Raw genomic sequence first — 13,028 nt, 5'->3', positions numbered from 1 at the left:
AGGGGCAAACGATGGGCAAGGTCACAGGCTTTCTCGAATACGATCGGCAGGAGCAGAAGTATCAGCTCGCCGGTGAGCGCGTGCGCCACTTCCGCGAATTCACGCTGCCGCTCGACGACAACGATCTGAAAAAGCAGGCGGGGCGCTGCATGGATTGCGGCATCCCCTTCTGCCACGGACCAACGGGCTGTCCGGTGCACAACCAGATTCCCGACTGGAACGATCTGGTCTGGCAGAACGATTGGGAGGAGGCTGCGCGCAACCTCCATACCACCAACAACTTCCCCGAGTTCACCGGCCGCATCTGCCCCGCTCCGTGCGAGGAAGCATGCACCCTGAACCTCGAAAACCAGCCGGTCACGATCAAGACCATCGAGCAGGCCATCGCCGACAAGGCGTGGGAGATGGGCTTCATCAAGCCTGAGCCCGCAGGTTTCTCGACTGGCAAGCGCGTCGCCATCATCGGCTCAGGGCCAGCGGGTCTCGCCGCCGCGCAGCAGCTCGCCCGCGCGGGCCACGACGTGCATGTGTTCGAGCGTCAGGCGAAGCCCGGCGGATTGCTGCGCTACGGCATTCCGGACTTCAAGATGGAGAAGTACCACATCGACCGCCGCGTGAAGCAGATGGAAGCCGAAGGCGTCACCTTCCATTGCGGCGTCAATATCGGCGTGGACCGCAGCTTCGCCTCGCTCCACAACGAGTACGATGCCGTGCTCTTCGCAGGCGGCGCGGAAGATCCGCGCAACCCCAACCTGCCTGGCCAGGATCTGAAGGGCGTGCATTACGCGATGCCCTATCTCACCCAGTCGAACCAGCGTGTCGGCGGCGAAGAGGTGACGATGGAGCCGATCCTCGCGGGCGGCAAGCACGTAGTCGTCATTGGCGGCGGCGATACGGCGTCAGACTGCGTCGGCACCGCGTTCCGCCAGGGCGCGCTCTCCGTCACGCAGCTCGACATCCGTCCCAAGCCGCCCGAGCGTGAGGACAAGCTGACCGTATGGCCCTATTGGCCGACGAAGATGCGCACCTCGTCCTCACAGGCGGAAGGCGCGGAGCGCGAGTTCCAGGCGGCAACACTTGGCATCGTCGGCAAGAAGGGCCAAGCGACCGGCGTGCAATGCGCGCGCGTCGACGAGAAGCGCCAGCCGATTCCGGGCAGCGAATTCGTGCTGAAAGCCGATCTCGTCTTCATCGCCATCGGCTTCGCAGGCTCGGTGAAGGAAGGCCTGCTGGAGCAGTCCGGCGTCGACATGGACCGGCGCGGCAACGTGGTGGCCGACGACAAGAGCTACAGGACCTCCAACGACAAGGTCTTCGTGGCGGGCGACATGCGCCGCGGCCAGTCTCTCGTGGTGTGGGCGATCCGCGAAGGCCGCCAGGCCGCGCGCGCCATCGACACGTATCTCATGGGCGAAAGCACGCTGCCGGTGTAAACCTCCAGCGCGAACCAACGAAAAGGGCGGCCGATCACCAGATCAGGCCGCCTTTTTCGTTTTGCGATGTCCTTCAGCTGCGCGGCCAGCGGAAATCGTCCGCCCGTCCGGGGCGCGCGCCTGGCGCGATGCCGGTTCGCAGGGCACGCTGCACGGTATAGGCATGGTCGCCGGTGAGTTTCGGCGGGCTGGACACCAGTGTGCCGCCGGGCGTCACGTCCTGGCGTGTCAACGGCAGAACGGGACCGACCAGCGGCTTGGCCGGAAGCGCAACCGGAACGGCCGGATCGGGGGGAGCGGGAATGGCCGCCTCGATATCGACGGGCTGTCCATCGGCCGGAACTGCTGCCACCGGAGTACCGGTGCGCCCCGCTTCGAGGATCTTCTTGATCTCGACATCCGCGAAATGCGCGATCTTGCGCGCACCCGCCTTGGTGAAGGACACGCCGTCCTCGGCGCGCAGCCGTGCAGGCTCGCCGTCCACGTCGGGGCCGAAGGAGGTGTAGCGGTTCTCGTCGTCGACGAAGCCGGGGAAGATGTCCACATAGGCGCCGCCATTGCGCAGCACGCTCTCCTGGTAGACGCTGTTCATGTCGAGGAGGTCCTCGGACAACCGGCTGCTCTTCATGGGCGGCAGGCTGATCCAGACAACGGGTATGCCGCGTTCCTTGAAGGTATTCAGGATGCCGTCGATCCTCTGGGTATAGAGCTCCTTCCAGCGATCGGAGCGGAGCTCTACCCGGTCCTCGCCATCCTGCAGAGACTGGCGGTCGCTCAGGCCCAGCATGACAACGGCGACGGTCGCCTTCTGGCCGGAATCGAGAGTCGATTTGATGAAGTTCGGCCATTCCGCCGGATCGCTGCGTACGACGTTGCTGCCGTTCCTGATCTTGCTCACGACGGCGACATCCTGATCCTCGGCATAGACCGCATCGAGTCCCTGGCGCGCGAATTCGGCAAGCGAATCGCCGAAGACGACGATGTGCGTGTTCGGGTTCACCTTGGGCTTTTCGGAGCGCGCGACGGGCGCAGGCGCGGCAGGGGCCTTGCGCGGCTTGGCGACCGGCTTGCGGGCAGGCGGCGGCGGTTCCTCGGGTGCGCCGAAGAACCGGCGCAGGCTGAAGCCCTGCTGCGGCTGGGCCGGCTGCACGAGCTTTCCAGGGTAGTAACCGGGCGGATAGGCCCGTGGGTTGGGCTGAGCGCCTCGCTGCGGCTGTTGAGGATAGTAATATTGCGCAACGGCCGGAGCGCCGCTGCCGAACGCGAGCAGCAGGGCGAGGGCGAGAAGGCGAAGAATCGTCAGCACAGGCATGATCGGCACAGACATGGGCGGTTCCATCGAGGGTTCCGGGCCACCCATGTTATAGAGCCTTACCCGGACCTGTCAGCGGTTTGTACGCAATTCGCGCAACACCGCGTAATCGGCATAGCCGTCGGGTATCAAGCCACGGCGGAGCTGGAAGTTCCGCACGGCCTCACGGGTCTTGGAGCCGAACTTGCCGTCCGTCTCACCCTCATAGAATCCGAGCCGCGCCAGACGCTGCTGCAATTCCTGCCGCTCATCCTTGGCCATCATCGGCTGGTCCTTGGGCCATGCGCCCTGGATCGGCAGCCCGCCCATCACCCGATCGCCGAGATGGGCCACGCCCATGGCATAGGCATCCGAGGAGTTATAGGCCTTGATCACGTCGTAGTTCTTGGTGACCAGGAAGGCCGGGCCGTTCGCTCCCGCCGGGAGGAACAGGGTGGCCTGACCCGCCTGTGGCATCGCCTTGCCGTCGACGCGACGCACGCCCACGTACTGCCATTGAGGAAAGGTGCCGCTCAGATAGCCGAAGTCGAAGCCCTGCGGCAGCTTGACCTCGAAGCCCCAGGGAAGCCCAGGCTCCCATCCATGCTGGCGCAGGTAATTGGCCGTGGAGGCCATGGCGTCCGGCACCGATGACCAGATGTCCCGCACCCCATCCCGGTTGCCGTCGACGGCGTATTTCACGAAGCTCGAAGGCATGAACTGGGTCTGGCCCATGGCGCCCGCCCAGGAGCCCAGCATCTTGTTGCGCCTCACATGACCCTGCTCCAGGATCTGAAGCGCGGTCAGCAGCTCGTCTTTGAAGAAGTCGCCGCGATATCCCGTATAGGCCAGGGTGGCGAGCGCCCTCACCGCATAGATCGATCCAGTGAAGCTGCCGAAATTGGTTTCCATGCCCCAGACGCCGAGCACCACCGAGCGCGGTACGCCATAGGTCTTTTCGATGGCCGTGAGGGTCTTGGACCACTCGGCGCTCATCTCCCGGCCGCGCTGCAGGCGCTGAGCGGAGATTGCACCGTTGATGTAGTCCCAGATGGGGCGGACGAATTCGGACTGCTTCTTGGTGAGCGCGATGATCTTCGGATCGGGCTGAACGCCGCGGAAGGCATCCTCGAAGGTGGCGCGGGAGACGCCGCGCGCCTTGGCCAGGGGCCAGAGGCCCTGCACGAAGCGCTGGAAGCCTGCTTCCGAGACCTCCTGGGCCTGGGCCGGGCGCGTCCAGCCTTCAACGCCGAAGGCGGCGAAGCTCAGACCGAGGATGAGAGCACCACAGAAGCGGCGCACCGGAGAAAGCGGCAGGTGCATGAATGTCGCTCACGGAAACAGGGCAGAAACAACCCTGCCATTGCGACACTAAGAGAGTTAACAGCCGGTTGACACCTAGCCTTATAGGTAGGGGTTATGCGGCGATCCGCCCCATCAGGGTCCGCTCCCATCGCAGGGCCTGATCAACGATCTCCATCAAATTGTCATGCTGCGGTTGCCATCCAAGGCTGCGGATGCGGTCGACCTTGGCCACGAGCTGGGCCGGATCGCCCGGGCGGCGCGGGCTGAGGCGTACCTCGAAATCGACGCCGGAAACCTTCTTCACCACGTCCACGACCTCCAGAACCGAGGCGCCATGGCCGTACCCGCAATTCATGACGGCGCAGTCGCCGCCCTCGCGCAGGGACCTCAGAGCGACGAGGTGGGCGCGGGCGAGGTCATTGACCTGAATGTAGTCGCGCACGCAGGTGCCGTCGGAGGTTTCGTAATCCGTGCCGAATACGTCGAGATAAGGCCGCTGGCCGAGGGCCGCCTGGGCCGCCACCTTGATGAGGTGGGTGGCCTGGGGCGTCGACTGGCCCGAGCGGCCCTTCGGGTCCGCCCCCGCCACATTGAAATAGCGCAGGATCGCGTAGCGCAGGCCATGGGCGACATGGGCATCCTGGAGCATCCACTCGCTCATGAGCTTGCTGCGCCCGTAGGGATTGATCGGGGACAAGGGCATGTCCTCGGACAAGAGCGGCATGTCCGCATTGCCGTAGACGGCGGCGGTGGAGGAGAAGACGAAGTTCTTGATGCCGGCCCGCACGGCGGTCTCGATGAGGGCGCGGGTCTTCACCGTGTTGTTGAAATAATAGCCGAGGGGATCGGTGACCGATTCAGGCACCACGATCCGGGCCGCGAAGTGCAGGATGCTGTCGACGCCGTGTTCCTCGATGACCTTGGACACGAGGTCCTGGTCGCCGACGTCGCCCACGACGAGGGCAGCGGCCTCGGGGACGGCCCAGCGGAAACCGGTGGAAAGGTTATCGAGGATCACCACCTGCTCGCCCGCATCGAGAAGCTCGAGCACCATGTGGCTGCCGATGTAACCCGCGCCGCCCGTGACCAGTACCGCCATCTTCGATGCTCCTTAGCCTGCCCGTCCGGCAGCTTAACCAAAACGCTTCAGCTTCAATTCAGGTCCCGGCCCTCAAGGAAGATGCAACACGGGTGCAACAAGGCAGGGCGTCCGGCGTTATAGGGGGCTCAAGCTTGACAGTGAACGGTTTTCTTTTCCCTGTCCTGCCTTAGATTGTCCCCCTCTCTTCCTGCTCAAACACGGCTTAATCCATGAAGCGCATTCGCAAAGCAGTCCTTCCCGTTGCCGGCCTCGGCACCCGTTTCCTTCCCGCCACCAAGGCCGTGCCGAAGGAGATGCTGTGCGTGGTGGACCGGCCCGTGGTGCAGCATGTGGTGGATGAGGCCCGGGCCGCCGGCATCGAGCATTTCATCTTCGTCACGGGCCGGGGCAAGGCCGTGATCGAGGACCATTTCGACATCGCCTACGAGCTCAACAAGACGCTCGAGGCGCGCGGCAAGACCAAGGAACTGGAGCTTCTCGCCAAGGACCAGCCACAGGCCGGACAGACGAGCTTCACCCGCCAGCAGGAGCCGCTCGGCCTCGGTCATGCGGTGTGGTGCGCCCGCGAGCTCGTGGGCGATGAGCCCTTCGCGGTCATTCTCCCCGACATGCTCAGCCGCGGCTCCATGGAGCAGATGATCGCGGCCTACGAGAAGCACGGCGGCAACATCATTGCCGTGGAGGAGGTGCCCGAGGACCAGACGCACCAGTACGGCATCGTCTCGGTGGGTCAGGAATTCGGCCAGACCTTCGAGATCACCGGCATGGTGGAGAAGCCGCCGAAGGGCACCGCGCCCTCGAACTACATCATCTCCGGCCGCTACATCCTGCAGCCCCAGGTCTTCGACCTGCTCTCGAACCAGGAGCGCGGCGCGGGCAACGAGATACAGCTGACCGACTCCATGATCCGTCTGATGAAGGACCAGCCCTTCTTCGGCATGAGATATCAGGGCCGCACCTACGATACGGGCTCCAAGATCGGCTTCCTCATGGCGAACGTCGCCTATGCCTTGGAGCGCGAGGACCTCGGCCCGGCCTTCCGCCAGGAGCTGGAAGCCTTCCTGCGCCAAAAGTAACCGGGGCTCCAGGGTTCCGCGTGGCCGCTCCGATATGCTAAAGGGGCGGCCATGGCACTTGCACAGACACAATCCGCTTCGCCCGATCAGGCCGTCGCCTCAGCCCTGCGCACGCTCGAAACCGAGCGCGAGGGCCTGACCATTCTCATGAATGCCATCGGCAACGGGCTCGGGCCCCTCTTCACGGCCGCGGTCGAGACGATTGCCGCCTCCAAGGGGCGCGTCATCGTCACCGGCATGGGCAAGTCGGGCCACATCGGCCGCAAGATCGTCGCCACCATGGCCTCGACCGGCACCCCCGCCCACTACGTGCATCCGGCGGAAGCAAGCCACGGCGATCTCGGCATGGTCCAGCCCGAGGACGTGATCATCGCGCTGTCATGGTCGGGCGAGACGGCGGAGCTTGCGGACATCATCGGTTATTCCCGCCGCTTCCGGGTTCCCTTGATCGCTTTCACCTCGAATGCGGACTCAACCCTGGGACACGCCGCCGACATCTGCCTGACATTGCCGAAGGCCAAGGAGGCCTGCCCCAACGGGCTCGCCCCCACCACCTCCACGACGATTCAGCTCGCTTTGGGCGATGCGCTGGCCATCGCGCTGCTCGAGAAGCGCGGATTCACGGCGGAGAACTTCCGCGTCTTCCATCCGGGCGGAAAGCTCGGCGCGCGCCTCAAGCTCGTGCGCGACATCATGCACAAGGACGAGCGCCTGCCGATCGTCGGCATCGATGCGCGCATGGACGAGGCGATCGAGGAGATCGGCCGCAAGGGCTTCGGCTCGGTGATCGTAGTGAATGCGGATGGCACGCTGGCCGGCATCGTCACCGACGGCGACCTGCGGCGCAACCTGCGCCCCGATCTCGGCAGCCTGCCGGTGACCGACATCATGACGCGCACGCCACGCACGATCGCCCCCGATGCGCTGGTGGCAACCGCGCTCGAAATCGAGGAGACCGCGCGGATCACGGCCCTGATCGTGGCGGAGAACAACAAGCCCGTCGGTCTCGTTCACTATCTCGACCTGCTGCGCGCGGGCGCTGCTTAAGTTTCGTTTCTCAGTCGCGGTCAGGGGCACCGAGCGGGAAGAATTGCCGGTAAGGCCGCGCCTCGTCCACCGCTCTTGCGAATGACGGGCGAGCTAGCAAGCGCTTTCGATAAGCATGCACATTGGCATGCTCCGCACTGATCGGGTGCGCCCAATCCGCGTAGAACAGCGACGGAGCAGCCGCGCAATCGGCCATGCTGAAAGCATTACCCGCCGCCCATTCGCGACCGGCCATTGCATAATCAAGCCATGCATAAGCCGTATCAAGCATACGCCTCGCCTCATCGACACCATGGGAGTCGCGCACCAATTCCGAGCGGATGCGGTCGGATACGATCTTCTGCATCGGCGTCATGACGTAATTGTCGAAGAAGCGGTCCATCATCCGCACATCGAGGGCTCCGCGCGGATCCTCCGGAACAAGTCTTACAGGTCCGGGATGGTAAGGCCCGAGATGCTCGATGATGATGCTAGCCTCGAGGACGGTCCGCTCACCATCGACCAGAACCGGAAATTTCTTGATCGGCCACAGGGAAGCCAACTCGGCATTCGCGGCCTCTTCGCCAAGCGTCCTGTATTCGAACGGAAGAGCATTTTCGTAAAGCGCGATCAGAACCTTCTGGCAATAGGATGAGAAGGGGTGCGCGTAGAGTCTCAAGGTCATGCTTTACTGCCTCTCACCGTCAAGGATCGTCCACCACCAGGGTTGAGCCCTCGACGCGCACGATACGCACCTTCGCACCTTTGAACCGGTCGGCGCCCGTGACGCGCCATGAGCTGTCGCCGACCCGGATTCGGCCTTCCCCGTCCTTGATGGGCGTATCGAGCGTGAACACCTGTCCGACGAGCGCCTGCCCGCGCTGGTTCAGATGCGAGGCGGGCGCTTCGGATTGATCCTTCGAGCGCGTGACGAACCTTCCCAAGACCACGGCCGCCACGGAGAGCAGCGCGAAGATGATGAAGGCTGCCTGCCAGGAGAGATCGAGTGCGGCATCGAGCAGGCCCGTCGCAATGGCGGCCAGTCCCAGCCAGAGGAAGAAGATGCCCGGCGCCATCAGCTCGATGCCGATCAGCACAAGGCCGAGGATGATCCAGCTCCAGGCTCCAAGGCTGACGAAGGCATCGCGGATCATGAGCGCTCTGTTCCTTTCGTCACGGCGGGGATGCTGCGCGGAGACTTGGCAGCAGAAGCACCGTCGCCGCCGAAGACGGACTTCGTGAGCTCCGCGATGCCGCCGAGCGTTCCGGCGAGACCTGCCGCCTCGATCGGCACGATCACCACTTTCTGGTTCGGCGCCGTTGCGAGGGAGCGGATGGCATCGATGTATTTCTCGGCCACGATGAAGTTGGCGGCGGCGAGATCGCCGCGGGTGATCGCATCGCTCACCATGGATGTCGCCTTCGCCTCGGCTTCCGCGAGGCGCTCGCGCGCTTCGGCATCACGGAAGGCGGCTTCCTTGCGGCCTTCCGCGGAGAGGATCTGCGACTGCTTCTCGCCTTCGGCGCGCAGGATCTCCGCCTGCCGCATGCCTTCGGCTTCGAGCACGGCGGCGCGCTTCTCGCGCTCCGCCTTCATCTGACGTGCCATGGCGCCGGCAAGATCCTGCGGCGGGAGGATGTCCTTGATCTCGACGCGGGTGACCTTCGCGCCCCAGGGCGAAGCCGCCGCATCCATGACCCGCAGCAGGCGCTCGTTGATCTCGTCGCGATGGGAGAGAAGCTGGTCGAGGTCCATGGAGCCGACGACCGTGCGGATGTTGGTCATGGTCAGGACCAGAAGCGCCTGACTCAAATCCGACACCTCGTAGGAGGCGCGGGCCGGGTCGAGTACCTGATAGAACGCCGCCGCATCGATGGTGACGCCCGCATTGTCTCGGGTGAAGGCTTCCTGGCTCGGAATGTCGAGCACCTGCTCCATGACATTCACGCGCTTTCCGATCTGCTCGATGTAAGGAACGATGAGGCCGAGGCCCGGCATCAGCGTGCGCGAATAGCGCCCGAAACGCTCAACCGTATAGGCATAACCCTGAGGCACCGTTCTCACACCCATCGCGATCGTCACCACGACCACGAGCACGAGAACGATCACGAAGATGTCGAAACCGCCAAAACCACCAAACTGCATTTATTTCCCCAGGCAACGGAGTTGCGTGAGGCTAAGCTACCCGAAAGCGAAGAGGCCGCCTAGAGCGGCGGCCTCCGTTCATCTACCCGGAACTTAAATCCACCCCTGGAGCTCGCGCTCCACGATGTGGTTGATCACGCGCATGCCCTCGTCGCTGTCGTTGAGGCAGGGCAGATAGGCGAATTGCTCGCCGCCGTTGTGCATGAAGATCTCGCGGTTCTCGCCGTCGAGCTCTTCAAGGGTTTCGAGGCAATCCGCCGAGAAGCCGGGGGCCACGATGGCCATGCGCTTCACGCCGCTTTTCGCCAGGGCCTCGACGGTCTTGTCCGTATAGGGCTGGAGCCATTCCGCCGTGCCGAAACGCGACTGGAAGCTCATGCGGAACTTGTCCGCCGGCCAGCCGAAAGCCTCGCGCATCAGGCGCCATGTCTTCACGCACTGGCAATGATAGGGATCGCCTTTCAGGAGGTATTCCTTCGGCACGCCGTGGAAGGAAACGAGGATCACTTCCGGCTCGAAGGTGAGCTTGGCGAGTTCCTGCTTCATCGAAGCCACGACGGATTCGATATAGACCGGATCGTCATGATAGGGCGGCGAAACGCGCACGGTCGGCTGCCACCGCATGTCCATGAGCGCCCGGAACGCCTGATCGCAGGCCGTCGCCGACGTGGCAGCGGCATATTGCGGATAGAGCGGGACGAGCAGAATGCGGTCGCAGCCCTGATCCAGCAGCGCCTGGATGCGCTCGCGCACCTCCGGCTTGCCGTAGCGCATGGCCCAATCGACGGTAATCTTGTCACCTGCGATGCTCTTCAGGTGCGCCGTCACCTTCTCCGCCTGATTGCGGGTGATGGTCTTCAGCGGGCCCTCGTCCCGCTCGTTATTCCAGATCGTCGCGTAGTCGCGGCCCTTGGGCCCCGGGCGCTTGGTGAGAATGATCAGGTTGAGGATCGGCCACCAGAGCAGGCGCGGTGTCTCGATCACGCGCCGGTCGGACAGGAACTCCTTGAGGTACCGGCGCATGGGCCAGTAGGAGGTGCCCTCCGGCGTTCCGAGGTTCATCAGAAGCACGCCGATCCGCCCGGACCTTGCCGGTGGGTGGTCCACCGGGCGTACGCCTGGGCTCGTCTCGATCACGCTCACACGTTCATTCATCGATAGGATTTCCTTGGCAGCAGGCTCCCGCACGGAGCCCACTTATTGATCGCGCTCTAAATAGTGGCTTTTCGTTCGTTACGCCAATGTGTTCCTGCTTCACTTTGACGTGGGTCAAGCCCGGCCGTCAGATCGGCGGGCTCAAGTTGGCTGTGGGCTTGAGCGGTGCGTCGATGGCGACGTGCAGGCCGGCCGGATCGTAATCGACCTGAACCTTGGCATTGAGCTGCGTGGTCAGGACGCGGTGCAGGAGACGGGAGCCGAAGCCTTGCCGCTCCGGCTGCGAGACCGCCGGACCGCCGCGCTCTTCCCAGGTCATGAGGAGCCTTTTCTCATCGCCCTCGCCGTGAACGCTCCAGATCACGGCAACCTTGCCGTTGCGCACGGACAGAGCGCCGTATTTGGCGGCATTCGTCGTCAGCTCATGAACGGCCATGCCGATGGGAACCGCGATCTCGGAGGGCAGCTCGACCGCAGGCCCCTCGAGGGTGATCCGCTCCCCGCGCGCATCGTTATAGGGCTTGAGTTCCTTTTCCAGGATCTCACGCAAGGGCGCCGTCTGCCACAAGGCTTCGGTCAGCAGCGAATGCGTGTTGGCGAGCGAGACGATGCGCCCCACGAAGGCCTTGTAGAACTCATCGATGCTGGAAGTGGAACGCGCCGTGGCGCCGACCACCGCCTGCACGGTGGCGAGCGTGTTCTTCACCCGGTGATGCAGTTCGCGGATGAGGAAGGATTGCTGGTTCTGGGCCTGCTTGCGCTCTTCGATTTCGTGCTGCGCTTCGCTGTAGAGGCGTCCGTTCTCGAGAGCGACGGCTGCCTGCGTGGCGAGGCCCGTGACAAGGCGCTCGGCACGCTCCGTGAACGCGCCTGCGCGCTCATGGGCGAAAAGAAGCAGGCCCTGGATCTGCCCGTTGCGCGAGGAAACCGGAATCGCCATGACGCTGCGCGCCCTGGCGCGGTCATGGGCATGCGCATCGTCGGATGAAGCTCCGAAATCGGGGTCCTCGGCGATATCGTTGAATCGGACCGCCCTGCCCTGCTCGAAAACGGCTTTGCAGATCCTGTCGCTGGGAAGCTTCGCAAACGCCGTGCGCGAGCCGCCGGAGGTGTAGAGACCGTAATCTTCCGCGCGCTGCTCGCCGTCCGAGGCGTCGCCCCGGTTCGAGAAATAGGCCCCTGCCTGCGCGCCGGTGAGAAGCACGGCGGCCTCCACAACATTCTCGATGAGGCGATCCACGTCGAGCTCTGCCGCAAGCGCCCTGCCCGTTCGGTTGAGCACCTCGAGCGCTGCCGTTTCCGCCTGGAGCTCGCTGGTGCGCAGCGCAACCTCCTTTTGCAGGAAAGCCTCGTTGGCCGCCTGCTCCCGGAACTGCTGAGCCGCGAGGGATGTGAGAGCGGTCAGGGCCAGAAGGGCAATCAGGGCGAAAGCCCCGTAGAGCCTCATCTGAACGGTCCAAGGGCCCCAATAGGCATCGTGAGGGATGCTTATATTGATGTAGATCGGCCTGTCGCCGACCCGGTAGTAAGCCGCGTCCCGTTCCTGCCCGTTGCTCTGGAAAGCATAGATGCCGGTCAGGGCATTCGTCGCGATCGCCGCATCGAAGGCGGCCTTGTCGATGGGAATGAAGGACACGCCCGCAACGGGCGGGGGGAGCTGCGCGATGAGCTTGCCGTCCGCAGCGCGCACCAGCGAGACCCGGGTGCCCTTCGGCAGACGGAGCTTGCCCCAATAGCTTTCGAAATAAGACAGGGACACCGTGGCCGAGACGATGCCGTCGAAAGCGTTGTTCGGGCCATTGAGGCGGCGGCTGATCATGAAGGTCGGCGCGTTCGTGACCCGCCCGACGATCGGCTCTCCGATGAAGAGCCCCCGATCCTCTCTCACCTGAGCCTTGAAAGCATCCCTGTCCGCCACGTTCGAAGGAGGTGTCGGGAATGCCGACGTCGTCAGCCGCAGCCGGCCGGTGGGATCGTTGAGCCAGAGATTGTCGAAATAAGGCAGGGACTGCTTGATCCTGGCGAGGTCTTGCCATTGCTCCCTGGAGGCCTCGATCTCATCCCAGTTCCTGGTCGTGAGCGAAGCCGCAACCTGTTTGAGGATCAGGTCTGTCACATTGAAAAGGCGGGCCGTGTGATCCGCCAGAAAATAGGCGTTGCTGGCGATTTCCTGCTGATTGCGCTCGATCAGACGATTGCGCTGCTCCCAGGCGATATAGCCGAAAGTGATGAGGATGAAGAGCACGCCGAAAAGGCCCATGATCAGGGTCAGGCGGCCCCGCGCCAGCCGCTGGCGGCGGCGCTTGTTAGACAGACGTGAATGTTCTGGTCGAGGTGAAAACTGCAATGAAACAGGTCGTGTTGGTGCTGCGATTCGCCCTAGGGCGGCAAACATGGCACAGCGCGGGGGCAAGATGGAGGGGTATATAACCCTTACCCTATGAAAAGAAACGCCGGAGCTCCGAGAGCCCCGGCGCGTATGGAGCTGATGAAA

General features: G+C 63.9%; 11 protein-coding genes. 3 read left to right on the top strand and 8 right to left on the bottom strand.

From position 1 onward, the window contains the following. Window positions 1–11 precede the first annotated feature (11 nt). Window positions 12–1,433, top strand: coding sequence for a glutamate synthase subunit beta (locus BLP10_RS17390; protein WP_091137425.1), 1,422 nt, complete (start codon window positions 12–14; stop codon window positions 1,431–1,433). A 73-nt stretch (window positions 1,434–1,506) separates the two neighbouring features. Here BLP10_RS17390 and BLP10_RS17385 read toward each other — a convergent pair whose 3' ends face one another. The 3 genes from BLP10_RS17385 to galE form a co-directional block, all read right to left on the bottom strand. Then, complete coding sequence (locus BLP10_RS17385) at window positions 1,507–2,760, bottom strand: SGNH/GDSL hydrolase family protein (RefSeq protein ID WP_244510642.1); 1,254 nt, start codon at window positions 2,758–2,760, stop codon at window positions 1,507–1,509. 57 nt (window positions 2,761–2,817) lie between these two features. After that, window positions 2,818–4,047 (bottom strand): lytic murein transglycosylase, encoded by a 1,230-nt coding sequence (locus BLP10_RS17380; protein WP_091137423.1) that lies wholly within the window; start codon window positions 4,045–4,047, stop codon window positions 2,818–2,820. A 94-nt stretch (window positions 4,048–4,141) separates the two neighbouring features. After that, a complete protein-coding gene (gene galE / locus BLP10_RS17375; protein ID WP_091137420.1) occupies window positions 4,142–5,128 on the bottom strand; it encodes a UDP-glucose 4-epimerase GalE in 987 nt (328 codons plus the stop codon). A 212-nt stretch (window positions 5,129–5,340) separates the two neighbouring features. Here galE and BLP10_RS17370 point away from each other — a divergent pair, with 212 nt between their 5' ends. Both BLP10_RS17370 and BLP10_RS17365 read left to right on the top strand, forming a co-directional pair. Then, window positions 5,341–6,207, top strand: a complete 867-nt coding sequence (locus tag BLP10_RS17370) for a UTP--glucose-1-phosphate uridylyltransferase (protein WP_091137417.1) — start codon at window positions 5,341–5,343, stop codon at window positions 6,205–6,207. 51 nt (window positions 6,208–6,258) lie between these two features. Continuing rightward, a complete protein-coding gene (locus BLP10_RS17365) occupies window positions 6,259–7,254 on the top strand; it encodes a KpsF/GutQ family sugar-phosphate isomerase (protein ID WP_091137414.1) in 996 nt (331 codons plus the stop codon). Window positions 7,255–7,264: 10 nt separating this feature from the next. Here BLP10_RS17365 and BLP10_RS17360 read toward each other — a convergent pair whose 3' ends face one another. The 5 genes from BLP10_RS17360 to BLP10_RS17340 all read right to left on the bottom strand — a co-directional run bounded on the left by BLP10_RS17360 (window position 7,265) and on the right by BLP10_RS17340 (window position 12,794). Continuing rightward, window positions 7,265–7,918 carry a glutathione S-transferase family protein gene (locus BLP10_RS17360; protein ID WP_091137410.1) on the bottom strand — a complete coding sequence of 218 codons (654 nt, stop codon included), beginning with the start codon at window positions 7,916–7,918 and terminating at the stop codon, window positions 7,265–7,267. 19 nt (window positions 7,919–7,937) lie between these two features. Continuing rightward, window positions 7,938–8,387: an NfeD family protein gene (locus BLP10_RS17355; RefSeq protein ID WP_091137408.1), complete on the bottom strand. Its 450-nt coding sequence runs from the start codon at window positions 8,385–8,387 to the stop codon at window positions 7,938–7,940. After that, the gene (locus tag BLP10_RS17350) at window positions 8,384–9,379 is read right to left on the bottom strand and encodes an SPFH domain-containing protein (RefSeq protein ID WP_091137406.1); all 996 of its coding nucleotides are present in this window, start codon (window positions 9,377–9,379) and stop codon (window positions 8,384–8,386) included. Before BLP10_RS17350 ends, BLP10_RS17355 begins: the two co-directional genes overlap by 4 nt. A gap of 93 nt (window positions 9,380–9,472) precedes the next feature. Further along, the gene (gene hemH, locus BLP10_RS17345; RefSeq protein ID WP_091137633.1) at window positions 9,473–10,534 is read right to left on the bottom strand and encodes a ferrochelatase; all 1,062 of its coding nucleotides are present in this window, start codon (window positions 10,532–10,534) and stop codon (window positions 9,473–9,475) included. 127 nt (window positions 10,535–10,661) lie between these two features. Continuing rightward, window positions 10,662–12,794, bottom strand: a complete 2,133-nt coding sequence (locus BLP10_RS17340; RefSeq protein WP_175493953.1) for an HWE histidine kinase domain-containing protein — start codon at window positions 12,792–12,794, stop codon at window positions 10,662–10,664. Window positions 12,795–13,028: the final 234 nt, after the last annotated feature.

The sequence above is a fragment of the Microvirga guangxiensis genome, from assembly GCF_900102135.1.
GTDB classification, from domain to species: domain Bacteria; phylum Pseudomonadota; class Alphaproteobacteria; order Rhizobiales; family Beijerinckiaceae; genus Microvirga; species Microvirga guangxiensis.
Note: the sequence above shows the minus strand (reverse complement) of the source record. Positions and strands in the feature narration are given on the sequence as shown.